This is a genomic window from Paraburkholderia sp. SIMBA_030, from assembly GCF_046535245.1.
Taxonomy (GTDB): Bacteria; Pseudomonadota; Gammaproteobacteria; order Burkholderiales; family Burkholderiaceae; genus Paraburkholderia.
Map to the genome: position 1 here is coordinate 603,162 of NZ_JAWRXB010000001.1, position 24,619 is coordinate 627,780.

Here is a 24,619-nt window from a genome sequence, read left to right on the forward strand (position 1 = left end):
ACATTATACGATGCCCAAGCGGCCCACTGACCACCTGGCCGACGCAGCTTCGGCACGGAATCCTTCACCGGCGCCGACGCCGGTTCTGCCGCCCTCGCCTGACGCGCCAACGCCGCTGCTCGGCAATCTGACGCCGTCGCAATTCATGCGCCGCTACTGGCAGAAGAAGCCTCTGCTGATCCGCCAGGCCATTCCGAACGTGAGCGCGCCTCTATCGCGCGACGAGTTTTTCGACCTGGCGGATAAAGACGAAGTGGAAGCGCGCCTGATCACGCACTTTCGCAACAAATGGCAACTGGAACACGGTCCGTTCGCGGCCGACGAATTGCCGTCACCGAAGCAGCGCGCGTGGACGCTGCTCGTGCAAGGCGTGGACCTTTACGACGACCGCGCGCGCGCGTTGCTCGACCAGTTCCGCTTCGTGCCGGACGCGCGGCTGGACGACCTGATGATTTCGTACGCGACCGATGGCGGTGGCGTAGGTCCCCATTTCGATTCCTACGATGTGTTTCTTTTGCAGGTTCACGGCAAGCGCCGCTGGCGCATCGGCGCGCAGAAAGATCTGACGCTGCAACCGGGACTGCCTTTGAAAGTTTTACAGCATTTCGAACCGGAAGAGGAATGGCTGCTCGAGCCCGGCGACATGCTGTATCTGCCGCCGCACATCGCGCATGACGGTGTCGCGCAAGGCGAATGCATGACCTGCTCGATCGGTTTTCGCGCACCGTCGGCGGGTGAGCTGACCGCACAATTTCTCTACCATCTGGCCGAGCGCGGCGAAACTGCCGGGCAACCCGGCGCGCTTTATCGCGATCCGCAGCAACCCGCCGTCGACCGTCCGGCAGAATTGCCCGCGGCGCTGGTCGAGCGGGTTAGCGCGATCCTTACGAAAGTTGACTGGAATGAGCAGGACATTGCGTCGTTCCTGGGTTCGTATCTCAGCGAACCGAAGCCGAGCGTCGTCTTCGATCCGCCGCAACGGCCCCTCAATGAGGCCCGTTTCATCGCGCAGGCGTCGAAGTCCGGCGTGCGGCTCGATCGCAAGACTAATTTGTTGTACAACCGCCGTTTTTTCTTCCTAAATGGAGAGAAAACAGCGTTTGTCGGCGGGAAAAAGTGGTTGTTTAACCTCGCTGACCGGCGGGCTATGAGTGCGAAACGCTTTGTAACACTCTCATACGATTCATCGGTGACAGCACTGCTGCACGAGTGGTATTGTGCGGGCTGGATACAAGTGGGCGAGTTTGTGTAACTCTGCCTGCTTGTAATACCGTACCGTGAAATTTTGTATGAGAAAGACAACGTATTGACCCCGGATTTATCGACTGTCAGTACGAAAGTGCATATAATTTCCGCCCAAGCCGTAGGGAAGATTCACGCTCGTCAAAAGAGCGTCTCCACCAGCGGCCCAGGTCGGTGTTGGAGCACATTACCGGTATTATTTTGCGCTGTTGCTTACCTTTAACCATAAAAGGACGTGATCATGAAGAAATCCCTCCTCGTAGCATCCCTGTTGGCAGCTGTGGCACTGGCTGCATGCAACAAGAGCAGCGACCAGGCAGCTACGCCCGCAGCTAGCGACGCAACGGCTGCTGCTTCGGCAGCAGCGCCCGCTGCTTCGGAAGCGACTGCAGCTGCTTCGGGCGCTGCTGCTGCTGGGAGCGAAGCTGCTGCTTCGGCTACGACCGCTGCTTCGGACGCTGGCGCTGCTGCTTCGGCTGCTGCTCCGGCTTCGGGCGCAAGCCAGTAAGCTGTCGCATAGGGTTCGCCTCCGGGCGAAAACTGCACCAGGGAAATCTTTTTGATTTCCCTGACAGTAAAGCAAAACGCCACGGATTCACATCCGTGGCGTTTTGCCATTTAAGGGCCGCTTTTTAAAACGGCGCCCATTACGGTTTACTGAGCCGGCGTCGCATTCTCTTCAAAGAACTCGCGCACGACGTCGATCTCGCGAGTGCGTTTGAAAGGCGGCAGGCTCTGCCATATACGGCGCCCATACGGTTTGTCGACGAGACGGGTATCGCAGATCATCAGCACGCCGCGATCCGTCTCAGCGCGAATCAGACGCCCTGCGCCCTGCTTCAGCGTAATCACAGCCTGCGGCAACTGATGAACGGCGAACGGGCTCAGCCCCTTCTTCGTCAACGCATCGAGACGCGCCGACAACACCGGATCGTCAGGCGGTGCGAACGGCAGCTTGTCGATCACGACCAGCGACAACGCATCGCCGCGTACATCCACGCCTTCCCAGAAACTCTGACTGCCCACCAGAATCGCATTGCCATGCGAGCGGAAACGATCGAGCAACTCCGTGCGGCTCGCGTCGCCCTGCACGAGCAACGGATAATTCCAGCCGCGTGCTTCGATCGTGTCGCGCAGCTTGGCCGAGATGCGGTCGACCGCGCGCAGTGTCGTGCACAACATGAACACGCCGCCGCCCGACGCTTCGATCGCGGGCAACGCGGCGTCGAACACGGCGTCGGTAAACATCGGCGACGAGGGCTGCGGCAAATTGCGCGGCACGTACAGAAGCCCTTGAGTCGGATAGTCGAAGGGACTCGGCAGCGTCATCGAGCGCTTCGCATTCAGCCCCATTTGCGCCGCGTAGTGCGTGAAGTCGCCGCGCACCGACAACGTGGCCGACGTGAAGATCCACGCACGCGGCACGCCGGCGCGCTGCTTCGCAAAGATCGGCGCGACCGAGAGCGGCGTCTCGTGCAACTGCACGGTATGCGAGAAGACTTCGATCCAGCGAACCTTTTCATTCGGATCGGCGCGTTCGGCTTTGGCATCCGACGCGGCGGCGTCAGCGGCTTCGCGTTCGGTTTCGGTGGGCGGCGTAGTCCAGCCCGCGAGCACACCTTGCAGCTCACGCGCGCGGCGCAAACACGCGCCGATGGATTCGGCGCGCTCGGCCTGGCCGGCCAATGCGCAAGCCAATGCATCGAGCTCGGTTTCGAGCGTTTCCAGCGCGGGGAACAGCGGATGGTCGCCGGGCAACTGGCCGATCGACAAACGCACGGAGTCTTCCTTGAAGGCGAGCCGCACGTCGCGCGCCGCGCGTTCGAGCGTCGCGCCGAGCTTCACCCAATCGACCGTTTCGCGAGCATGGCCGAGGCCTTCAGCCACCGAGTCACGCGCGAGTTCGAGAAATTGCGCGGTCGACAGCGTCTCGCCGAAAAACAGTGTCGCGGTCTCCGGCAATTGATGCGCTTCGTCGAAGATGACGGTGTTGGCCGTGGGCAGCAATTCAGCCATGCCGGTATCGCGCAACATGATGTCGGCGAAAAACAGATGGTGATTGACCACCACGATATCGGCCTGCTGCGCCTCGCGCCGCGCCTGCATCACGAAGCAGTCCTTGTAATGCGGGCACTCCTGACCGAGACAATTCTCACGCGTCGACGTCACCATCGACCACACCGCCGCCGTTTCGGGCACGCTCGCAAGCTCGGCCTTATCGCCGGTGCGCGTGATCTTCGCGAAGCGGACGATGTCCTGCAGATACGAGGTGTCCTGACGCGACGGCAGGCGGCCGTTGTCCGCGGTGCGCTGCAGGTAGTAATGGCACAGGTAGTTCGCGCGCCCCTTGAGCATCGCAACCGACACCGGCACGGCCAGCGCATCGCGCACGGTCGGAATGTCGCGCTGAAAGAGCTGGTCCTGCAAGTGCTTGGTGCCGGTGGAGACGATCACCTTGCCGCCCCACAGCATGGCCGGCACCAGATACGCATAGGTCTTGCCGGTGCCCGTGCCCGCCTCCACGATCAGCGTATTTTCGCTGCCGTCGGGTCCGTTCGCTTCCTCGGTTGCCTGAGCTTCCGCGGCTGGCGATGCATCGGCGGCACCCTGCGACGGCAACCGCCGCGCGGGACGCTTCTGCGCTTCGAACATCGCGGGCTCGGGCATGGCGCGCCCCGACGCTTCCATAGCCGCGGCCACGGCGCGCGCCATCTCGATCTGCGAAGCGCGCGAGCGGTAGCCGTCGATCTGACGCGCAAGCAGGCCGTCGGCGGCGAAGATATCGTCGAGCTCGGCGACGCGGCGCGGGTTCAGCGCGGCGGCCAGCGTAGCGGCCAGCGAGGACGCGCCGGCGCGGGCCGGCGCAGTGCCGGCCGCCGCGGCGTCATCGTCCGGGCCCGTGCCTGATCGCGTGACAGGCGGAGGTACAAGCGGTGAATTCAAGGCAAGCGTTTCCTGCAAAGTCCGGCGCGCGCGGCGCGACCCGGCGCCTGCCAGGCCGCGAACTCAGGCGCTCGCGTCCGGTTCGAGCTGCAATTGCAGCAAGATGATGGTGTCCTTGACTTTGAGTTTGCGCTTTTTCAGGCGCTGCAACTCGAAGTCGTCGATGCCCGGCTCATCCGACATTCGGTCGATCAAACGATCGAGCCCACTATGCTCCGATTCCAGTTGCAGAATTCGGTCGCGAAGTGTGTTCGCGTCGATGACGTGATTGTGACCGCGCATGCTCGCCTCCTCTCGTAAGCGGCACAGGCTGCGTGGTGCAGCCCGAGGCCTGAGGTTGCTGTCCGGCTTAAAACGCGTTACGGCGACTACTGCCCTGCTACAAAACTAGCCAACTACAGCACGATTACTGTCCTTGTTGCTGTTGCTGCTTTTGCTGCTGTTCAAGTTCCTGCTGCTGTTTCAACTGGTCTTGGCGTTTCTGCTCGGCCTTCTCGGCCGCCTGCTTCTGACGCGCTTCGACGTCGGCTTTGTGCTGCGCCGCATCGGCCTGCTTCTTCTCGAAGCTCTGCTGCTTCTGCACGCGCTCCTGGGCCTTTTGTGCCGCCTGCCGATGCGCCTCGTCGAGCTTGCGCTGGAAGTCGGCCTGTTTCTGATCGTATGCCTGCTGGTTAGCCGCGGCCTGCGGCGTGCTGATACCACGCTGCGCCTGATCGATCGCGTGCTGGCGCTGTTTGTCCTGATAGGCCTGAGCGTTGGCGCTACGCTGCGGCGCTTCGGCGTTACGCTGGGCCTGATCGAGTTCGTGCTGACGCTGCTTGTCCTGATAAGCCTGTGCGTTACGCGCGTCTTCCGCGGCGCGCTGCGGCGCGCTCGCTTCGTCCTGTGCACGCTTGAGCGCTGCCTGTTCGTCACGCTGACGGGCCCGCTCCGCGCGCTGCTCGCCGTCGAGCGCAAGCTGTTCCTTGCGGATGTCGGCCTGCACCACGCGCATCTTGTCGCGCGCCTTGCCGAGACAGTAATTGACGAGGAACTTGCTATAACAGTCGTGCTCGGCTACCGCATAGCGGTAGTTGTTCTCCTCGGTGCGCTGATCCAGGACCTTTTGCCGCGCGTCGAAGCTATTGCCGGCGGGTTCCGCGTTATCGGCACCTATATTGTTGCCCGTCGTGCCCGTGGCCCGCGCGCCCGAAGCGGCCGCCGGCGCCAACCCACGCGCAGCGCCCGTCGCACCCGAAGCGCCAGTGGGCGACACCGCGCTGCTGCCGACCGGCGCCGCGCTCTGCTGCTGCGCCGAGGCGGGCGTACACACGCCAACCGAGACGGCGATGGCGCACGACACAAAAAACGTCCCGTTGGACATGAACGCGAACTTGAACACGGACCGCGACGCCGACATAAGCGAAGTGAGTGGCGAAAGCGGCAAAGGTGACGGCAGTTGTGACAAGCGAGAGACCAAGCGAGAGCCCAGGCGGTTGAGGGACAAGGAGATCGGCAACGTCGTAGATAGTCAACGGAACATGCCTGAAATTCTATCACCCTGCGGTTGAGCCCTTTGGCATTTATGGCAAAATGCCCCGCTTCAGCAACCTGGCCGCAGTACGCACGCGCGGCGTGCCCCGACGTGTCGTAGCGCGGCCTTTGATTGAGTCCGGCAGGAACACCAAGACCTTATGACGGAAACCGTAGCACTCAAGATCGTACAGCGCATCGCCGCCGAACTGTCCGTCCAGCCGCGCCAGGTCGCGGCCGCGGTGCAACTTCTCGACGAAGGGGCGACTGTTCCGTTCATCGCCCGCTACCGGAAGGAAGTGACCGACAATCTCGACGACACGCAACTGCGCAACCTCGAGGAACGCCTGCTGTATCTGCGCGAACTGGAAGACCGGCGCGCCGCGATCGTCGCCAGCATCGACGAACAGGGCAAGCTCACCGACGAGCTGCGCACCGCGATCGAAGGCGCCGACAGCAAGCAGGTCCTGGAAGACCTGTATCTCCCGTATAAGCCGAAACGCCGCACGCGCGCGCAGATCGCCCGCGAAGCCGGCCTGCAGCCGCTTGCCGACGCACTGCTGGCCAATCCTCTGCTCGACCCGCAAACCGAAGCCGCCGCCTATGTGGGCGCCGAAAAAGGCGTCGCGGACGTCAAGGCCGCGCTCGACGGCGCGCGCGACATTCTTTCCGAACAATTCGGCGAAACCGCCGAACTGCTCGGCAAACTGCGCGAGTACCTGTTCAACCAGGGCGTGGTCTCGTCGAAAGTGGTCGAAGGCAAGGAAAACGCGGAAGAAGAAAAATTCCGCGACTACTACGACTACGCGGAAACCATCAAAACCGTGCCGTCGCATCGCGCGCTGGCACTGTTCCGAGGCCGCAACGCAGGCGTGCTGATGGTCAAGCTGGGCCTCGGCGAAGAGCTCGACGCGCAAGTGCCGCATCCGGGTGAAGCGTTGATCGCGCGGCACTTCGGCATCGCCAATCAGAACCGTCCGGCCGACAAGTGGCTCTCCGATGTGTGCCGCTGGTGCTGGCGCGTGAAGGTGCAGCCGCATATCGAGAACGAACTGCTGACCAATCTGCGCGACGAAGCCGAGCATGAAGCGATTCGCGTGTTCGCACACAATCTGAAGGATCTGCTGCTGGCCGCGCCGGCGGGCCCGAAGGCCGTAATCGGCCTCGATCCGGGTCTGCGCACCGGCGTGAAGGTGGCGGTGGTCGATCGGACCGGCAAGGTGCTCGTTACCGACACGATCTATCCGCACGAGCCGCGCCGCGATTGGGACGGCTCGATCGCGAAGCTCGCGCGCATCTGCGCGCAGACCCAGGCCGAGCTGATCAGCATCGGCAACGGCACGGCGTCGCGTGAGACGGACAAGCTCGCGAGCGAACTGATCGCGCGTCATTCGGAGTTCAAGCTGCAGAAGATCGTCGTGTCCGAAGCTGGCGCGTCGGTGTACTCGGCATCTGAGCTCGCGGCGAAGGAATTCCCCGATATGGACGTGTCGCTGCGTGGCGCCGTGTCGATTGCGCGCCGTCTACAGGATCCGCTCGCCGAGCTCGTTAAGATCGAGCCGAAAGCGATCGGCGTCGGCCAGTATCAGCACGACGTGAATCAGCGCGAACTGGCGCGTTCGCTGGATGCGGTGGTCGAGGATTGCGTGAACGCGGTCGGCGTGGATGCGAATACGGCGTCGGTCGCCCTCCTCGCACGCGTGTCGGGTCTGAACGCGACGCTCGCGCGCAACATCGTCGATTACCGCGATGCGAACGGCCCGTTCCCGTCGCGCGAACATCTGCGCAAAGTGCCGCGTCTGGGCGACAAGACGTTCGAACAAGCCGCCGGCTTCCTGCGCATCAACAACGGCGAAAATCCGCTCGACCGCTCGTCGGTTCACCCGGAAGCGTATCCGGTCGTCGAACGGATGCTCGCGAAAATCAGCAAGCACGTCGGTGAAGTGCTCGGCAATCGCGACGCGCTGCGTGGCCTGTCGCCGGCGGAATTCGTCGACGAACGTTTCGGTCTGCCGACCGTGCGCGACATTCTGCTGGAACTCGAAAAACCGGGCCGCGATCCGCGCCCCGAGTTCAAGACCGCGACTTTCCGCGAAGGCGTCGAGAAGGTCAGCGATCTGACGCCGGGCATGGTGCTCGAAGGTGTCGTGACGAACGTAGCGGCCTTCGGAGCGTTCATCGATATCGGCGTGCATCAGGACGGTCTGGTGCACGTGTCGGCGATGTCGACGAAGTTCATCAAGGACCCGCACGAAGTTGTCAAAGCCGGTCAGATCGTCAAGGTGAAAGTGCTTGAAGTAGACGTCAAGCGCCAGCGTATTGCGCTGACGATGCGTCTTGCCGACGAGTTCGGCGCAGCGGCAGCGCCGCGCAGCGGTGGCGGCGCCCAGCAGGATCGCGGCGGCGTCGGCCGTTCGGGCAGCGGCGGACGCGGTGCGCCGCAACAGCGCTCGCGTGAACCGGAAGCGGGCGGCGCAATGGCCGCTGCGTTCGCCAAGCTCAAGCAGAAATAAGCGTGTGCGGTCAGTGCGTGATCTGCTCACGCGCTGACGCTCACGATACGAAGCATCAAATAAAAAAAAAGCCCACGCAATTGCGTGGGCTTTTTATCGCGCCTCAACAGTCGAGGCGCGCGTTGAACCGAAGTCCGTCAGATCTCGATCTTCGTCCCCAACTCGACTACCCGATTCGCTGGAATACTGAAGAAGTCGGTCGGCTTCGCGGCGTTCTGATGCATCCACGCGAACACGCGCTCGCGCCACACCGACATGCCCGGCAATTGCGTCGGCACCACTGTCTCGCGCGCGAGGAAGAACGACGTGTCCATCATTTCGAAGGTCATGTCGTGCGTGCGGCCTACCTCGAGCAGCACGGCCTTCACGTCGGGCGTTTCATTGAAACCATACACCGCCTTGACGAGGTACAAGCCGCCGTTCAAATCCTTCACCGTCACTCGCTCCGCATCGTTCACGTACGGAATATCGCGTGTCACAAAAGTCAGGAAAATGGTGCGCTCATGCAGCACCTTGTTGTGCTTCAGGTTGTGCAGCAGGCTCACCGGCACGAGCGAATCGCTGCCGGTCAGATAGATCGCCGTGCCCGACACGCGATGCGGCGGATGCGCAAGCAAGCCCTGCAGGAACGGCATCAGCGGAATACCGTCGGCGGCTGTGCGCTCCTTGACGATCATCCTGCCCTTGAACCACGTCATCAGCAGGAAGAACAACAACGCACCGATGCCGAGCGGCAGCCAGCCACCTTCCGCAACCTTGAGCAGGTTGGCGCCGAAAAAGCCTAAGTCGACCGTCATGAACACACCGATGATCAACGCCACGAGGAGCTTGTTCCAGTTCCACACCTTCACCATCACGACGCAGGCGAGGATCGTGGTGATCACCATCGTTGCAGTCACCGCGATACCGTACGCGGCGGCGAGGTTATCCGAACTCTTGAACGCGATCACGATGCACAGGATGATAAACAGTAGCATCCAGTTCACCACCGGCACATAGATCTGGCCGATCGCCAGTTCCGAGGTGTGCAGGATCTTCATGCGCGGCACGTAGCCGAGCTGGATCGCCTGGCTCGTCAGCGAATACGCGCCGGAAATCACCGCTTGCGAAGCGATCACGGTCGCCACCGTGGACAGTACGACGAGCGGCAGCAACGCCCAATCGGGCGCAAGCAGGAAGAACGGGTTTTCGATAGCCTTCGGGTCGTGCATCAGCAGTGCGCCCTGCCCGAAATAGTTCAGCACCAGCGAAGGCATCACCAGCACGTACCAGGCCATCCGGATCGGCTTTGCGCCGAAGTGGCCCATGTCGGCGTACAGCGCTTCGGCGCCGGTCAGCACCAGCACGACCGAGCCGAGCACCACGTAGGCCTGCAGCACGTGCGCGGCCATAAAAGTGTAGGCGTAGTACGGGTTCAGTGCGCGGATCACATTCGGCGACTGCACGATATGCCACAGGCCCAGCGCGGCGAGCACCACGAACCACAGCACCATGATCGGACCGAACAGGCGCCCGACGGTGGCGGTGCCGTGCCGCTGGATCCAGAACAGCAACACGAGGATCACCATCGTCAGCGGCAGCACCAGATGTGACAGATCGGGGGCGGCGATCTCCAGACCTTCGACCGCAGATATCACCGAAATGGCGGGCGTAATCACCGCGTCGCCGTAGAACATGCAGGCGCCGAAGATACCGAGCATCATCAGCAGGCCGGCCATCTTCGTCTTCTGATCGACAGAGCGCAGCGCCAGCGCCATCAACGCGAGGACACCGCCTTCGCCGTTGTTGTCGGCACGCATCACGAACAACACATACTTGATGCCGACCACGATCACGATTGCCCAGAACAGCAGCGAAATCACGCCAAGAATCGATTGATCGGTTAGCGGAATGCCGTGTGACGGGCTGAATGCTTCTTTCAACGCGTACAACGGGCTCGTGCCGATATCGCCGAACACCACGCCGACCGCGGCAAGCGCGAGGGAAGGCAGCGGCTGTTTGTGCACGTGATTGGTATCTGTCATAAACGCGAGGAAATCCGTTCCTTGAGCGGAAAAAACGAGCGCTATTCTAAACTGCCCGCTTAGCGCCGCCCGGCCTGTTGTGGATACACCACGTGGATGGTCCGCGCAGTGTAGCACTGCGATTCAGGCGCGTCTGCTGCATTTGGGCTTGCGCCAGCACGGGTATCGCGACGCTTGCGAAGCGCGATTCGCACGCTGCGCATACAAAAAAACGGAGCCCAACTGGGCTCCGTTTTCTGGATACGACGCAATATGCACGACATCGCGGTGTGCATCACACCCCCGACGACTCCTGCGCCTGCGCAGTGCCGCGCTTGATCCACGCGCCGAGGTTGTGCGGACGTACCGTGTCCCACTCTTCGAACGGCTGATGAATCCACGGGTTCGTGGGCAAATACTGCACGTGATAGTCGGGTTTGACCTTCGAGCAGCCCTTGTACCACAACACTGCCGAGCGCACCGACGTGATCGCCGGATAGCGTTCCTTCAGATGCTGCTGCACGCGCGCCAGCGTCACGCCCGAATCGACCAGGTCGTCGACCAGCAGCACGTTGCCCGACAGCTCGCCGCGCGTCATCGTGATGTACTGCGCGATGTCGAGTTCGCCCTGCTCCGTGCCGGCCGCTTCGCGGTACGAACTGGTGGCCAGAATCGCCAGCGGCAAATCGTAGATGCGCGACAGCTGATCGCCGACGCGCAAGCCGCCGCGCGCGAGACACAGGATCTTGTCGAACTTCCAGCCCGATTCATGCACGGCCAGCGCCAGCAGTTCGATCAGCCGATGATACTCGTCCCAGCCGACCCACAGGTTCTTGTCGTCGTTGCGCGGATCTTTCATCGCAATCATGGGTACACCTTGCACCATGCCTTAAACCTTGAACGGATGACGAAGCAGAATGGTCTCGTCGCGATCCGGACCGGTCGACACCATGTCGATCGGAATACCCGCAACTTCCTGCACGCGCGACAGGTAAGCACGCGCATTGGCGGGCAGCTTGTCCCATTCCTTGATGCCGACCGTGCTTTCCTTCCAGCCCGCGAAGGTTTCGTACACCGGCACGCAACGCGCGACTTCCGATGCGCCACGCGGCAGCAGGTCGACATTCTTGCCGTCGACCGTATAGCCGACGCACAGCTTCACTTCGTCAAGGCTGTCGAGCACGTCGAGCTTGGTCATGCACAAACCCGACACGCCGTTGATCTGGATCGAGCGGCGCAGCGCGGCGACGTCGAGCCAGCCGGTGCGGCGCGGACGGCCGGTGACCGAGCCGAATTCCTTGCCGACGGTGGCGAGTTCGAGGCCGATCGCCTCCTGACGGGCGGCGTTATCCGCGTCGTACAGTTCGCTCGGGAACGGGCCCGAACCGACGCGCGTGCAATACGCTTTGGTGATGCCGAGAATGTAGTTCAGCTTTTGCGGACCGACGCCCGCGCCCGCAGTGGCCGCGCCGGCCACGCAGTTGCTCGACGTGACGAACGGATAGGTGCCGTGGTCGATGTCGAGCAGCGTGCCTTGCGCGCCTTCGAACAGCAGGTTGTTGCCGGCGGCGTTTTCGTCGTAGAGACGGCGCGACACATCAGTCACCATCGGCTTCAGACGCTCGGCATAGCTCAGCATCGTGTCGAGCGTTTGCTGGAAGTCGACTGCAGCGACCCCCAGATATTGCGTGAGCACGAAGTTGTGATAGTCGAGGTTTTCACGCAGACGTTCGGCAAAGCTTTCCGGCTCGAACAGGTCCTGCACGCGCAAACCGCGGCGCGCCACCTTGTCTTCGTAGGCCGGGCCGATGCCGCGGCCAGTCGTGCCGATCTTGCCCGCGCCACGGCGCGCTTCGCGGCCCTGGTCGATGGCGATGTGATACGGCAGGATCAGAGTGGCGGCTTCGGAAATGAAGAGGCGATTCTGAACATCGACCCCGGCGGCTTCGAGCTCGCCAATTTCCTTGAACAGTGCTTCCGGCGACAACACGACGCCATTGCCGATGTAGCACGCGACGCCGGGATGCATGATGCCCGACGGAATCAGACGCAAGATGGTTTTCTTGCCGCCGATGATAAGCGTGTGACCGGCATTGTGACCGCCCTGGAAGCGAACGACGCCTTGAGCGTGGTCCGTCAGCCAGTCGACGATCTTGCCCTTGCCTTCATCACCCCACTGGGTCCCCACGACGACGACGTTACGCCCGGGGTTCACATTCACTGCGCTGGCAGACATGTTGTTTCGTAAGCTGGTTAAAAACGTATTCTACCTATGTTCGCGGAACCTTCCGAATTTTTCCGTTTCCGCTCAACGGTATGCACGTTATGTTGGGTATTTCGAAATAGCGCGGCCGATGGCCGCGCCGGTGTCGTGCGCCGCTTTGGACGCCTTTTGAAAATGCCTTTGGGATGCCCCTCGGACGGTCTGGCGATTCGCGCTCAGGGACGGGGTTCGACGACCCACGTGCCGTTGCGCTCGACCAACACGCGGTCGCACGCGAACTCGTCCAGATCGTGTTCGTGGCCGGGCAGCGCCTGGATCACGACTTCGCCGGCATCGCGCAGCGCGGCGACGCTCGTGCTCAGTGCTTCGTCGTGCTGCCACGGCGCAAGAATCGCACTGCTGCGCGCTTCGACCGGCGAGATGCGTGCGACTTCGCGCAGATCGAGCGAGAAGCCGGTTGCCGCGCGCGCCCGGCCGTAAGCCTGGCCAACGTGGTCGTAACGGCCGCCGCGTGCAACCGCATTCGGCACGCCGTCGACATACGCCGAGAACATCACGCCGCTGTGGTACGCATAACCGCGCAGATCGGCGAGGTCGATCATCACTTCGGCGCCGTCCACCTGGCTCGCGAGGAACGCGAGATCGTCGAGCGCGCGGGCGATGGCCGGCGCGTTCGGTAGGCGCGCACGGGCCTCGTCAAGCACCGAAGCGCCGCCGTACAGCGTGGGCAACGCGCGCAGTGCGTCGCGCGTGACCGGCGTGAGATCGGCGGTCAATTCGACCAGACGCGGCACGTCCTTGCCCGCGAGCGCATCGTAAAGCGACTGACCCAGTTCGGCCGCGGCAGGCTCACCGTCGATCAGCGCGGCGAGCACACCCGCGTGGCACAAATCGAGCCGCACTTTCGCGAGGCCGGCCAGACGCAGCGCGTCGAGCATCAACTGCTGGATCTCGAGGTCCGCTTCGAGGCCCGCGTGACCGTAGATTTCCGCGCCGATCTGGATCTGCTCGCGCGTCGCGTGCAAGCCGCGCGGACGCGTATGCGCGACGTTGCCCGCATAGCAAAGGCGCGTCACGCCTTGACGGTTCAGCAAGTGCGCATCGATACGCGCGACCTGCGGCGTGATGTCGGCGCGCAGACCGAGCGTGCGGCCGGACAGTTGATCGACGAGCTTGAAGGTGCGCAGATCCAGATCGTGCCCGCCGCCGGTGAGCAGCGACTCGATATACTCGATCAGCGGCGGCATCACCATCTCGTAGCCGTACGAGCGGAAACGGTCCAGCAAATGGCGCCGCAACTCTTCGATCTTGCGGGCTTCCGACGGCAGCACGTCGGCAATATTCTCGGGGAGTAACCAGGTCGACATCGATACAGTCCTACGACGTTGCACACGGCGGCTGGGTGCGCCGGTAAGTGAAAGTGAATGGCGGACGGCGCCTCGATTCTGGCGGCTATCGCAGGATCGGGGGGTATCTGGGCCGCCCTTCGCCTCTGGCCTCGGCCCGCGTCGCAACGCTCTCCTCGCTGGCAACGCTCTCCTCGCTGTTATGCAATGGAGCGCGCTGTCAGGTCTCCGCGAAGCACCCCGTCAGGTCACGACAAACAGCAGGATCAGCCCGAGCACCATCACGATCAGCCCGCCGATACGAATCTGTTGCGACGGCCGTTCCGCTATTTTACGAAACGTGTCGCGCCAGGCGCTCGGAAAAACGAACGGGAACATCCCCTCGATAATCAGCATCAATGCGATCGCGAGCAATAACGAGCCGGCTATGTCCATGCGAGTGAAGGTGCCGCGATGCGGATGCCGCGGCGCTCCGGTTATCAGTGTTTGCGCGGTGCCGCGGCGGCGTCCGGGGCGGCACCGCCACCGGTCGGGCTACGCATGAAGCGGAAGAACTCGCTGCTCGGGTCGACCACGATGACGTCGCCCGGCTTGAAGGTGTTCTTGTATGCCTGCATGCTTTGGTAGAACTGGTAGAACTGCGGGTCGCGGCCGAACGCGTCGGCGGCGATTTCCGCGGCCTTGGCATCGCCCTCGCCCTTAATGGTCTGTGCCTGACGATAGCCATCCGCGAGTATCGCCTGTTGCTGGCCGACTGCATCGACCTTGATCTGGTCAGCCTCGGCGGCACCCTTTGCGCGCTGTTCGCTCGCGACCTGCTGGCGCGCGGCGATCATGCGCTTGTAGACCGAATCGGCCATTGCCGCCGGAAAATCGACGCGCGTCAATTGCACGTCGAGCACCGAGACGCCCAGCGAGGCTGCGGCCTTTTCCATCGTGCCGCGCGCTTCGTCAGCGATGTTCTGCTGTCTGGCGAGCGCGTCGGACAGCGTGTACTTGCCGAATGCGTCGCCGAGCGCGCTGCGCGACAGCAAGGCCAACCGGTCAGGCAGGCTTTGCACGTCGCCCCTGGTTTCGGCGAGCAGCTTCAGCGGATCGGTGACGCGATATTTGACAACCGGGTTGGCCAGCAAATCGGTTTTGTCGGACGTGACGTAGCGGTCTTCATCCGGCGCGTCGAGCGTCTGGATGCGGTTATCGACCAGCGTGACCGTTTGCAGCGGCGGCGGCAGCTTCACGTGCAGACCGGGGCCGAGCAAGGTGGGCGCGGTGTCGCCATGCGACGACAGCACCGCCATATGCCGCTGATCGACGACGAACACCATCGACGCCGCAGCAAACAGCACGATGACGATAGCAACAACGAGCGCAATGATCTTGTTCATGTTCTGCGCCCCTTATTGAACGTCGTCTTCGCGCATACGGCTGCGGAAGGAGTCACGTGAACGCAGTGCGTCGCTGCTGGCGGCTGGCTGGCTGGCTGGCGTCGCGACTGCGGCTGGCGCGGAGGCAGCGGCGCCCGGCGTTGCGCCGGACGATGCGGCAGCGCCGCTCGCAGCCTGCGGTGCGGCAGCGGACGTAGCACCCATCGCTCCCGCGGCACCCGACGCGGCGCCAGCGGCGTCGGCGACACGCTGGCGAGTCTGCTCGACCAGCTTGTCGAGCGGCAGATACAGCACGTTGTTGCCGCTCTTGCTGTCCACAAACACCTTGGTCGTATTCGAATAGATCTGCTGCATGGTTTCCAGGTACATGCGCTCGCGAATCACCGCGGGCGCCTTTGAGTACTGCGCGTAGACCTGCTTGAAGCGCTCGGCATCGCCTTGCGCCTGAGCGACCGTTTTGTCGCTGTACGTTTTCGCTTCGTCGATCTGGCGCGCCACGTCGGCTTGTGCGCGCGGCAGCAGCTCCGCCGCATAGGCTTGCGCCTCGCGTTTGGCGCGCTCGTTATCCTGAAGTGCTTTGGCGGCCTCGTCGAAAGCGGCCTGCACCTGGTCGGGCGTCTGCACGCCCTGGATCGTCACACCCGTCACGGCGAGGCCGGACTGGTATTCATCCAGGGATTGCTGGATCGCGGCCATCAGTTGCTGACGAATTGCTTCGCGATCCTGAGAGAGGATGTCTTTGGTGCTGCGCGCACCGACGATGCTGCGCACGGCTGCTTGCGCAGCCTGCATCACGCTCTGATCGGAATCGACGCTGCGGAACAGGTAATCGGTCGGCTTCTTCACCTGGTATTGCACGGCAAAGCGCACGTCGACGATATCGGCGTCGTGCGTGAGCATCGACGCGTCCTTCACATTCGCGAGACGCACCACGTTGTTGCGGCCGATCTCCACCTGACGGATCTGGCCGACATTGACGAGCTCGTGCGTTTCGAACGGATACGGCAGACGCCAATGCACGCCCTGCCCGGCGGTGTAGCGATACTGACCGAATTGCATGACGACGCCGGCCTGGCCATCCTGCACGACGAACACGCCGCTGCCCAGATAGATCGCGATCAGCACGCCGATCACGATCCCGACGCCGATGCGCGCACTGCGGCCGTTGTCCGGGCGGCCGCCACCGACGCCTCCGCCTTTGCGGTCGAATACGCGACTCAGGCGGCGATTGAAATCGCGCCACATTTCGTCGAGATCGGGCGGGCCTTCGCCGTCCTTGCCGTTCTGCGGACGCTTGGGTTCGTTGGGCCGCTGGCGATCGCCATTGCCGTCACCCCGGCCCCAGCGCGGATCGTTCAGTGAAAGCATGGCGCGCATGCGCAGCCAGATACTCCGCTCGTTGTAATCGTTCACCTGTGTTCGTTCACCAGAGTAGACAGCGGGTCAGTGCAATTGGAACGGGTCAGTGCCCGAATTCTGAGACCTTGCGGTCCTCGCGTGGTGCTGCCGACCGGTCTTCTTCCGACAGGTCGACCAGCATGTCGGGAAGAGGTTCGGCAGTAGCGATTTCAGCGATGGCAGCGCGCAATGTATCCAGCCCTTGCCCCGTGCGCGCGCTCAAAAAGACGCGCGAAATATTACCATACTCATCCCGCTCGACCGCGTCGCCACGGGCCGCCAGCTCCGGCACCGCATCGATCTTGTTGAACACCAGCACCTGGCGGATGGTGTCCGCACCGATTGCGTGCAGCACCTCGTTCACCTGATCGATCTGATCGAGCCGCACCGCGCTCGATGCATCGACCACATGCAACAGCAGGTCGGCGTGGATGGTTTCCTCTAGCGTCGCGCGGAATGCCGCAACCAGTTGGTGGGGCAATTCGCGAATGAAACCGACAGTATCGGACACCACCACCTGCCCGGCTTCGTCGCCGAGATAGACGCGCCGCGAAGTGGTGTCCAGCGTAGCGAACAGCTGGTCGGCGGCATACGCCTGGGCTTTTGTCAGCGCATTGAAGAGCGTGGATTTGCCCGCGTTCGTGTAGCCGACCAGCGAGACGGACATCGTCTGGTTGCGGCTGCGCGCGCGGCGCTGCGTGCCGTGCTGACGGCGCAGCTTTTCGAGCCGGATTTTGAGCGCCTTGATGCGCTCGCCGATCAAACGGCGGTCGGTTTCGAGCTGCGTTTCGCCAGGGCCGCGCAAACCGATACCGCCTTTTTGCCGCTCCAGGTGGGTCCATGCGCGGATTAGCCGCGTCGATAGATACTGCAGCTGCGCGAGTTCCACCTGCAGCTTGCCTTCATGGCTGCGGGCACGTTGCGCAAAAATATCGAGGATGAGACTGGTGCGATCGATCACGCGGCGATTAAGCGCCTGCTCCAGATTGCGCTGCTGCGCAGGGGCTAGAGCGTGATTGAAAATGACCAGCTCGATGTCGTTCGCCTCACACGCAAGACGCAGTTCTTCGGCCTTGCCGCTGCCGACGAACATCTTGGCATCGGGGCTGGACCGGCGTCCGGTGAGGGTGACTAAGGGATTCGCACCCGCGCTTTGCGCGAGCAGGGAGAGTTCTTCGAGACTGGCTTCGAAATCGATCTTACCGAAGTCGATGCCGACAAGCGCTGCATTGATCAAATTGGAGGGTATCAAAATGAGGCGGCCGGGAGTGATCGCCAACGGGCGACGCTACGCCGGCCGCGACGGGGGTTAGGACTGTTCGGAATCCGGGTGGAAATTCACCGGACGGGCAGGCACGACAGTCGAAATGGCGTGCTTGTAGACCATCTGGGTGACCGTATTCCTGAGCAACACGACGTACTGGTCGAACGATTCGATGTTCCCTTGAAGCTTGATGCCGTTGACCAGGTAGATCGACACCGGCACATGCTCTTTACGCAGTGCGTTCAAAAACGGGTCTTGTAACAATTGCCCTTTGTTGCTCATAGCAAACTCCGTATTTTTTTGCAGGTTGACTGAATTGACGACGAAGGAAAAAGAGATCCGCCGTCAACCGCTACACTATAGCCGATTTTCATTTTTGCGCGAGGGCCCCGGCCACCGGGCCAAACCCAACACACACGCGGGTTTCAGCCTTTGTCCGCGTAAGGGTTCGTCGATGATCTGAACTCTATGCGCAATGGAGTCCCGGTCAGCTTGAAAGTTTCCCGGAAACGGTTTTCGAGGTAGCGTTTATAGGTTTCGGTGATCGCGTCGAGCGCGTTGCCGTGAATCACGATGATCGGCGGATTCTGTCCGCCCTGGTGCGCGTAACGCAGTTTCGGCCGCACCGGACCACGTCGACGCGGCTGCTGGAATTCGACCGCATCGATCAGCGCGCGCGTGAGCTTCGGCGTCGGCAGCTTGGCCATGGCCGCGGCGTAGGCGTCGTCCACCGAACGCATCAGCGGGCCAATGCCGGTTTTTTCCGCAGCGGAAATGAAATGGAATTTGGCGAAGTCGAGAAATTTTAGTTTACGCTCGAGGTCCGCCTTGGTGCGCTCGCGCACATGCGGATCGAGGCCGTCCCATTTGTTCACGCCCACGACCAGTGCACGGCCTTGCTCCACGACGAAACCGGCAATGTGCGCGTCCTGTTCCGAGATGTCCTGGCGCGCGTCGAGCAGCAGGATCACGACGTTCGCATCCGAAATCGATTGCAGCGTCTTCACCACCGAAAATTTCTCGATCGCTTCGAACACTTTGCCGCGGCGGCGCAAGCCGGCCGTGTCGATCAGCGTGTAGGGCTTGCCTTGCCGCTCGAAATCGACGTAAATCGAATCGCGCGTCGTGCCCGGCATGTCGAATGCGATCACGCGCTCTTCGCCGACCAGCGCGTTGATCAGCGTCGACTTGCCGACGTTCGGCCGGCCGACGATGGCGATCTTCACGCCACGCGCTTCCTTCTCCTCGTCGCTCTCTTCCGGCTGACCCGCGTACGCGACGCCGAGCGCCTCGTTGATCATTTCCGTCACACCGTCGCCGTGCGCCGCCGAAATGGCGCGCGGGTCGCCGAGACCGAGTTCGTAGAAATCGGCCGCGACCGTGCTGTACTTCATCCCCTCGGCTTTGTTGACGACGAGGAAGATCGGCCGGCCGATCTTGCGCAGATAGTCGGCAATCGACTTATCCTGCGGCGCGAGACCGTTGCGGCCATCGACGATGAACACGACGATGTCCGATTCTTCGACCGCCTGGCGGGTTTGACGTGCCATCTCGTGCAGGATGCCGTCTTTTGCCACCGGCTCGAAGCCGCCGGTATCGACGACCAGATACGGCCGCTCGCCGGCGCGTCCTTCACCGTAATGGCGATCGCGGGTGAGACCGGGCAAGTCGGCAACCAGCGCATCACGCGTACGCGTGAGACGGTTGAACAGCGTGGATTTCCCCACATTGGGGCGCCCAACCAGGGCAATAACGGGTTTCATCAGATGTTGTTCACGGTGAAACGCGGGATCGAAATCGACCGCCCGCGTAGCGACGCCATGCGGCCGCTATACGGCAGCGTTTGACGAAAATTATCACGAATTCGGCCAGCCCCGGATGCGCTGTCAATATGCGCACCCGGGCGGACGGGGGTTTGGCTGTATGGGCAGCGCCAATGGGCTGCCAGATTCAGTCTTTCTTGCTCGACGGCCCGCATGCCAGATCAATGCGATTTTCCGCAATTACCGTCGAAGATGGCGCCGCAAGCAGCCACCGATGACCACGTGGGCCGTTTCTGATCCGACTTGCCGGACCAGCCAGTCCGGCGGAATATTTTTCTCTATAAAACGCGCGCGGCCGGCAAAGCCGGCCTGCGCGCTTGACGACGCCTGGCTGTCGATGAGACCCCAGCTTATCGCGGGCGGTAGCCGTACAGATCGCCGTCGTGCGTCAGCACCACCAGCGTTTCGCCGGCCAGCACCGGTGCCGCGGTGATCGCGCTGCCGTCGGTTTTCACGCGAGCCACGAGCGTGCCGTCGTCGCGCGACAGGAAATGCACGTAGCCCTGATAGTCGCCCAGCACCGCGGCGTGACCCAGCAGGAACGGCACGCTGACCTCGCGGTTCTTCAGCTTGTCGTTTTGCCACAGCGGCGCACCCGTGTTGACGTCGAACGCCGACACCACCGACCAGTCGTCGCCCGCCACCACGGCGCGATCATCCTGCGCCAGACCGCTCGTGCTCGAGAATGCCTTCTCCCACACTGCACGCCCGGAATTCGCGTCGAAACAGCCAATCTGGCCCTGGAAAGTCACCGCGCAAGTTTGCGAACCGACCAGCGTGGGCGGCCCCGTCACGTCGTTGATCCGCTCGACTTCGGTCACGCCCTTCGGATACGACACCGGCGTCTGCCAATAGTTGTCGCCGGTTTGCAGGTTGATCGCAGCGAACGCGCCGCCCGGGAAGCCGGCCAGCACCGCCGCGTCGCCCGCGAACGTCATGCCCGACGACACGCGCAGATTCAGCGGCACCGCGCGGTTGCGGTAATTCCACTTCTGCTCGCCGGTTTGCGCATTGAACGCCACGATCTGACCGTCGACCGTGCGCACGACCACGAGGCCGTTGCCGACCAGCGGCGGCGAAATGATTTCGCCGGGCGCCTTCGCGGTCCACAGTTGCTTGCCGTCAGTGCCCAGCACGTAGACATCGCCCTTCAGACCGCCGACCGCAGTCAACGTGCCGTCGCTGCCGACGCCTGCCGAGAGGTCATCGTGCAGCTTGACGCGCCAGATGTCCTTGCCGGTTTGCGCATCGATCTTCGCGACCGAGCCGTTCGCGCCGGCTGCGTACACCGCATTGCCGACCGCGACCGGCGAGAACAGGTAACGACCAGCCTTGCCCACGCTCGTCTTCCACGCCTGCTGCACATCGAGCGCGGGTTTGAACTCGGTGAGCGGCGTCGGCACGCGGCGCTCGTCTTTCGTGGATGAGCAAGCCGCCATGGTGAGGACAGTCATCGCACAGGCAACGGGCACAGCGTAACGTTTCAGCAGATTCATCGGTGGACGAAGCATTCAGGAAATTAATTAAAGGAGACCGGTTGGTCGTTGCACGCAGCGCGCCGCCTGCAACGATTAGCCGCCCAACGCGTCCAGCTTGAACTGAATCAACTGGCGTGCCGAGCTATCGTTTTTCGACAGCGAATCGAGCGCGAGCCTGTAAGCCGTGCGCGCATCGTCACGCTTGCCTTGAGCGGCGAGCAAGTCACCGCGGCCGTTTGCCACAATGCCTTTGAACGCATCGGACTGCGGCTCGGCGAGCAGCGCGAGACCCTGGTCGTAAGCCTTGTCGTCGAGCAGCAGCGAAGCGAGACGCAACTTGGCGATCTGCTTGAACTCATCGTCTTTCGCGTGATCGATGGTCCATTGCAGCTGAACCTTCGCAGCAGCTTCGTCGCCCGCGGCATACAGCGCCTTCGCGGCACCCAGCGCGGTCATCTGCGCATACGCGGTGCCGCTGAACTTGTCTTCCATGTCGGTAGCGACGCGCGTGATCTTCGCCTTGTCGCCCGAGGCAACGGCTTGCTGCACCTGGTCATACAGCACCGCGGCTTCCGCCGCCTGACGCCGTTGCCAGAAATTCCAGCCGTTCCAGCCGGCTGCGGCAACCAGCGCCACCAGCACGATCCACGTGGTTGCATTGCCCCACTGCGTCCACCATGCTTTCAGGCTTTCAATCGATTCTTGTTCGTCGTGGTAACTCATTGCCCGGCGATTTCCTCTTTCTTGATACATGTGCGTGTCGAGCCAATGGGCTCGACGACATCGCGATCAGTCGTCGCCGTCTTCGGCGGTTGCAACCATCGCATTGATTAGAAATTCGGTCAAGTCTTCGGCGGGCACGTTATGTTGCTCGTTTTTACCACCGTTAGAACTTGTATCCCGCAGGGGCTTGACGCCGACCGTGCCGTTGGCGATCTCGTCTTCGCCGAGCACGACCGCGAATGCCGCACCGCTTGCGTCGGCACGTTTCATCTGCGATTTGAAGCTGGCGGTTTGACCGTCGGCGCTGCAATGCAGGATCACGTCGAGACCCGTATCGCGCAAACGCTCGGCGATGATGAAGGCCTGCTCGCGCGCCGCGTCGCCCTGATGGACCACGTACACGTCGCAGCCCTCGTCTTCCGGCACGAGCTTGTTTTCTTTCAGCAATTCGAGGATACGTTCGACGCCCATCGCCCAACCGCATGCGGCCGTCGGCTTACCGCCGAGTTGTTCGATCAGCGGATCGTAACGGCCGCCGGCCGCAACGGTGCCTTGTGCGCCAAGCTTGTCGGTGACCCATTCGAACACGGTCAGATTGTAATAATCGAGACCGCGCACGAGACGCGGATTGATCGTGAACGGAATGTTGTTCGCTTTCAGAATGCGCTGCAAACCTTCGAAGTGCGCGCGCGATTCGTCGCCGAGAAAATCGATCAGTTTCGGCGCGTTCTGCGCGATTTCCTGCAACGCCGGATTCTTCGTATCCAGCACGCGCAGCGGGTTCGTGTAGAGACGGCGCTTCGCGTCTTCGTCGAGCACATCCATGTGCTTTTCGAGGTACGCGATCAACTCGACGCGATGTGCCGCACGCTCTTCAGCTAAACCCAGCGAATTGATTTCGAGCTTGATGCCCATCAAGCCGAGGTCGTCCCAAAGACGCTGGCACATCATGATGATTTCAGCATCCGCGTCCGGGCCCGCAAAGCCCAATGCTTCGACGCCGACCTGATGGAACTGCCGGTAACGACCGCGTTGCGGACGCTCGTGGCGGAACATCGGGCCGATGTACCACAGGCGCTTCGGGCCGTCGTACAGCATGTTGTGTTCGATCGCCGCGCGCACGACAGCTGCGGTATTTTCCGGGCGCATCGTCAGATTTTCGCCATTCAGCGCGTCGGTAAAGCTGTACATCTCTTTCTCGACGATGTCGGTCACTTCGCCGATACCACGCTTGAACAACTGCGTATGCTCGATGATCGGCGTACGAATATTCTGGTATCCATACGAACGCAGCATCGACTTGACGGTCGTTTCGAAAAATTCCCACAGCCCGGCTTCCTGCGGAAGGATGTCGTTCATGCCCTTCACGCCGGACAACTTTTCGAGCTTTTTCTTCTGTTCAGTCATCTGTCTTCGATTGACGGTGTTTAGTTGAGTGCTTCGGCGCGACCATAGCGGCGCTCGACGTAGTCACTCACGATTTGCTGGAATTCTTGCGCGATATTATCGCCGCGCAACGTCTTGACCTTCTCGCCGTCGATGAACACCGGCGCGGCTGGATTTTCGCCCGAACCCGGCAAGCTGATACCAATGTTCGCCTGCTTCGATTCACCCGGACCGTTGACGATGCAGCCCATCACCGCGACGTGCATCTTCTCCACGCCCGGATATTGATCGCGCCACACCGGCATCTGCGTACGCAGATAAGTCTGGATTTGCGAGGCCAGTTCCTGGAACAGCGTGCTGGTAGTACGGCCGCAACCGGGGCACGCGATCACCATCGGCGTGAACGAGCGCAAGCCCATGGTCTGCAGGATTTCCTGGCCGACGATCACTTCGCCGGTGCGCGACGCGCCCGGTTCCGGCGTCAGCGAAATACGGATAGTGTCGCCGATGCCTTGCTGCAGCAACACGGACAACGCAGCCGTCGATGCGACGATGCCCTTCGACCCCATGCCCGCTTCGGTCAGCCCCAGATGCAGCGCGAATTCGCAACGGCGCGCCAGTTCGCGATACACCGCGATCAGATCCTGCACACCGCTGACCTTGCACGACAGGATGATCTTGTTGCGAGCCAGACCGAGTTCGACCGCCCGCTCCGCCGAGCCGATCGCCGACTGGATCAGCGCTTCGTACATCACGCTCTGCGCTTCCCACGGCGTGGAACGCGCAGCGTTTTCGTCCATCATTTTCGCGAGCAGATCCTGATCGAGACTGCCCCAGTTCACGCCGATACGGACCGGCTTGTCGTATTTCACCGCCGCTTCGATCATCTGTGCGAACTGCGTGTCGCGTTTCGCGCCGTGGCCGACGTTGCCCGGATTGATCCGGTACTTCGACAGCGACTCCGCGCACGCGGGGTAATCGCGCAGCAGCAAGTGACCGTTGTAGTGAAAATCGCCGACCAGCGGCACCGACACGCCCATGCGGTCGAGCTGCTCGCGCACGGCCGGAACGGCCGCCGCCGCCTCCGGCGTGTTGACCGTGATACGCACCAGTTCCGAACCGGCTTGCGCCAATTCCTTGATCTGGATCGCGGTGCCGATCGCGTCCGCGGTATCGGTGTTGGTCATCGACTGGATGCGCACGGGTGCATCGCCGCCGATCGTGACGAGCTGGCCGCCCCAACGCACGTCGACCGCGTGCGACATGCGCCGCGCAGCCTGGCCGCCGAACACCGGCTCGTTTGAAACAATCTTGCTACTGGATTGGGATTGAGCTTCGGATTGCATCGAAAGACCCATTTACGCCGCAGGCGCCACACA

The 24,619-nt window shown here is 62.3% G+C and carries 20 protein-coding genes; 3 read left to right on the forward strand and 17 right to left on the reverse strand.

Translation table 11 applies throughout. From position 1 onward, the window contains the following. The first annotated feature begins 10 nt into the window (after window positions 1-10). Window positions 11-1,252 (forward strand): JmjC domain-containing protein, encoded by a 1,242-nt coding sequence (locus SB772_RS02675; RefSeq protein WP_410831728.1) that lies wholly within the window; start codon window positions 11-13, stop codon window positions 1,250-1,252. 231 nt (window positions 1,253-1,483) lie between these two features. Beyond that, window positions 1,484-1,750, forward strand: a complete 267-nt coding sequence (locus SB772_RS02680; RefSeq protein WP_410831729.1) for a hypothetical protein — start codon at window positions 1,484-1,486, stop codon at window positions 1,748-1,750. A 146-nt stretch (window positions 1,751-1,896) separates the two neighbouring features. Here the strand turns inward: SB772_RS02680 and SB772_RS02685 are convergent, their stop codons facing one another. The 3 genes from SB772_RS02685 to SB772_RS02695 form a co-directional block, all read right to left on the reverse strand. Beyond that, window positions 1,897-4,185, reverse strand: a complete 2,289-nt coding sequence (locus SB772_RS02685; RefSeq protein ID WP_410831730.1) for an ATP-dependent DNA helicase — start codon at window positions 4,183-4,185, stop codon at window positions 1,897-1,899. 63 nt (window positions 4,186-4,248) lie between these two features. Next, window positions 4,249-4,467: a DUF465 domain-containing protein gene (locus tag SB772_RS02690; protein ID WP_410831731.1), complete on the reverse strand. Its 219-nt coding sequence runs from the start codon at window positions 4,465-4,467 to the stop codon at window positions 4,249-4,251. A 124-nt stretch (window positions 4,468-4,591) separates the two neighbouring features. Then, window positions 4,592-5,584: a hypothetical protein gene (locus SB772_RS02695; RefSeq protein ID WP_410831732.1), complete on the reverse strand. Its 993-nt coding sequence runs from the start codon at window positions 5,582-5,584 to the stop codon at window positions 4,592-4,594. A 274-nt stretch (window positions 5,585-5,858) separates the two neighbouring features. On the opposite strand from SB772_RS02695, the gene SB772_RS02700 reads away from it, so the two are divergent. Further along, complete coding sequence (locus SB772_RS02700) at window positions 5,859-8,210, forward strand: Tex family protein (RefSeq protein ID WP_410831733.1); 2,352 nt, start codon at window positions 5,859-5,861, stop codon at window positions 8,208-8,210. A 137-nt stretch (window positions 8,211-8,347) separates the two neighbouring features. Here SB772_RS02700 and SB772_RS02705 read toward each other — a convergent pair whose 3' ends face one another. The 14 genes from SB772_RS02705 to ispG all read right to left on the reverse strand — a co-directional run bounded on the left by SB772_RS02705 (window position 8,348) and on the right by ispG (window position 24,598). After that, a complete protein-coding gene (locus tag SB772_RS02705; RefSeq protein WP_410831734.1) occupies window positions 8,348-10,234 on the reverse strand; it encodes a potassium transporter Kup in 1,887 nt (628 codons plus the stop codon). A 274-nt stretch (window positions 10,235-10,508) separates the two neighbouring features. Further along, complete coding sequence (locus SB772_RS02710) at window positions 10,509-11,099, reverse strand: phosphoribosyltransferase (RefSeq protein ID WP_410831735.1); 591 nt, start codon at window positions 11,097-11,099, stop codon at window positions 10,509-10,511. A 3-nt stretch (window positions 11,100-11,102) separates the two neighbouring features. Continuing rightward, the gene (locus SB772_RS02715) at window positions 11,103-12,449 is read right to left on the reverse strand and encodes an adenylosuccinate synthase (protein ID WP_410831736.1); all 1,347 of its coding nucleotides are present in this window, start codon (window positions 12,447-12,449) and stop codon (window positions 11,103-11,105) included. Between the two features lie 203 nt (window positions 12,450-12,652). Beyond that, window positions 12,653-13,804, reverse strand: coding sequence for an ATP phosphoribosyltransferase regulatory subunit (locus SB772_RS02720; protein WP_410831737.1), 1,152 nt, complete (start codon window positions 13,802-13,804; stop codon window positions 12,653-12,655). 222 nt (window positions 13,805-14,026) lie between these two features. Next, window positions 14,027-14,218, reverse strand: a complete 192-nt coding sequence (locus tag SB772_RS02725; protein ID WP_410831738.1) for a DUF2065 domain-containing protein — start codon at window positions 14,216-14,218, stop codon at window positions 14,027-14,029. 44 nt (window positions 14,219-14,262) lie between these two features. Further along, window positions 14,263-15,168 (reverse strand): protease modulator HflC, encoded by a 906-nt coding sequence (gene hflC, locus SB772_RS02730; RefSeq protein WP_410831739.1) that lies wholly within the window; start codon window positions 15,166-15,168, stop codon window positions 14,263-14,265. Between the two features lie 12 nt (window positions 15,169-15,180). Then, a complete protein-coding gene (gene hflK / locus SB772_RS02735; RefSeq protein ID WP_410831740.1) occupies window positions 15,181-16,581 on the reverse strand; it encodes an FtsH protease activity modulator HflK in 1,401 nt (466 codons plus the stop codon). Window positions 16,582-16,630: 49 nt separating this feature from the next. Further along, window positions 16,631-17,818 (reverse strand): GTPase HflX, encoded by a 1,188-nt coding sequence (gene hflX / locus SB772_RS02740; protein ID WP_410831741.1) that lies wholly within the window; start codon window positions 17,816-17,818, stop codon window positions 16,631-16,633. Between the two features lie 57 nt (window positions 17,819-17,875). Then, the gene (hfq, locus tag SB772_RS02745) at window positions 17,876-18,112 is read right to left on the reverse strand and encodes an RNA chaperone Hfq (RefSeq protein WP_006051315.1); all 237 of its coding nucleotides are present in this window, start codon (window positions 18,110-18,112) and stop codon (window positions 17,876-17,878) included. Window positions 18,113-18,255: 143 nt separating this feature from the next. Beyond that, complete coding sequence (gene der, locus SB772_RS02750) at window positions 18,256-19,593, reverse strand: ribosome biogenesis GTPase Der (RefSeq protein ID WP_410831742.1); 1,338 nt, start codon at window positions 19,591-19,593, stop codon at window positions 18,256-18,258. A gap of 410 nt (window positions 19,594-20,003) precedes the next feature. Then, window positions 20,004-21,149: an outer membrane protein assembly factor BamB gene (bamB, locus tag SB772_RS02755; protein WP_410831743.1), complete on the reverse strand. Its 1,146-nt coding sequence runs from the start codon at window positions 21,147-21,149 to the stop codon at window positions 20,004-20,006. A 75-nt stretch (window positions 21,150-21,224) separates the two neighbouring features. Further along, the gene (locus SB772_RS02760) at window positions 21,225-21,854 is read right to left on the reverse strand and encodes a YfgM family protein (protein WP_410831744.1); all 630 of its coding nucleotides are present in this window, start codon (window positions 21,852-21,854) and stop codon (window positions 21,225-21,227) included. A 66-nt stretch (window positions 21,855-21,920) separates the two neighbouring features. Continuing rightward, window positions 21,921-23,261: a histidine--tRNA ligase gene (gene hisS, locus SB772_RS02765; RefSeq protein WP_410831745.1), complete on the reverse strand. Its 1,341-nt coding sequence runs from the start codon at window positions 23,259-23,261 to the stop codon at window positions 21,921-21,923. 20 nt (window positions 23,262-23,281) lie between these two features. Continuing rightward, on the reverse strand, window positions 23,282-24,598 hold the full coding sequence (gene ispG / locus SB772_RS02770) for a flavodoxin-dependent (E)-4-hydroxy-3-methylbut-2-enyl-diphosphate synthase (RefSeq protein WP_410831746.1): 1,317 nt from the start codon (window positions 24,596-24,598) through the stop codon (window positions 23,282-23,284). Window positions 24,599-24,619: the final 21 nt, after the last annotated feature.

Excerpts from the sequence above, each read along its gene's own strand:
- SB772_RS02720 (WP_410831737.1), bottom strand. The coding sequence starts at position 13,804 with ATGTCGACCTGGTTACTCCCCGAGAATATTGCCGACGTGCTGCCGTCG.
- hfq (WP_006051315.1), bottom strand. The coding sequence starts at position 18,112 with ATGAGCAACAAAGGGCAATTGTTACAAGACCCGTTTTTGAACGCACTG.
- bamB (WP_410831743.1), bottom strand. The coding sequence starts at position 21,149 with ATGAATCTGCTGAAACGTTACGCTGTGCCCGTTGCCTGTGCGATGACT.
- SB772_RS02680 (WP_410831729.1), top strand. The coding sequence starts at position 1,484 with ATGAAGAAATCCCTCCTCGTAGCATCCCTGTTGGCAGCTGTGGCACTG.
- SB772_RS02715 (WP_410831736.1), bottom strand. The coding sequence starts at position 12,449 with ATGTCTGCCAGCGCAGTGAATGTGAACCCCGGGCGTAACGTCGTCGTC.
- der (WP_410831742.1), bottom strand. The coding sequence starts at position 19,593 with ATGAAACCCGTTATTGCCCTGGTTGGGCGCCCCAATGTGGGGAAATCC.
- SB772_RS02760 (WP_410831744.1), bottom strand. The coding sequence starts at position 21,854 with ATGAGTTACCACGACGAACAAGAATCGATTGAAAGCCTGAAAGCATGG.
- SB772_RS02725 (WP_410831738.1), bottom strand. The coding sequence starts at position 14,218 with ATGGACATAGCCGGCTCGTTATTGCTCGCGATCGCATTGATGCTGATT.
- ispG (WP_410831746.1), bottom strand. The coding sequence starts at position 24,598 with ATGGGTCTTTCGATGCAATCCGAAGCTCAATCCCAATCCAGTAGCAAG.
- SB772_RS02675 (WP_410831728.1), top strand. The coding sequence starts at position 11 with ATGCCCAAGCGGCCCACTGACCACCTGGCCGACGCAGCTTCGGCACGG.
- hflC (WP_410831739.1), bottom strand. The coding sequence starts at position 15,168 with ATGAACAAGATCATTGCGCTCGTTGTTGCTATCGTCATCGTGCTGTTT.
- SB772_RS02710 (WP_410831735.1), bottom strand. The coding sequence starts at position 11,099 with ATGGTGCAAGGTGTACCCATGATTGCGATGAAAGATCCGCGCAACGAC.
- SB772_RS02700 (WP_410831733.1), top strand. The coding sequence starts at position 5,859 with ATGACGGAAACCGTAGCACTCAAGATCGTACAGCGCATCGCCGCCGAA.
- SB772_RS02705 (WP_410831734.1), bottom strand. The coding sequence starts at position 10,234 with ATGACAGATACCAATCACGTGCACAAACAGCCGCTGCCTTCCCTCGCG.
- SB772_RS02690 (WP_410831731.1), bottom strand. The coding sequence starts at position 4,467 with ATGCGCGGTCACAATCACGTCATCGACGCGAACACACTTCGCGACCGA.
- hisS (WP_410831745.1), bottom strand. The coding sequence starts at position 23,261 with ATGACTGAACAGAAGAAAAAGCTCGAAAAGTTGTCCGGCGTGAAGGGC.
- SB772_RS02695 (WP_410831732.1), bottom strand. The coding sequence starts at position 5,584 with ATGTCGGCGTCGCGGTCCGTGTTCAAGTTCGCGTTCATGTCCAACGGG.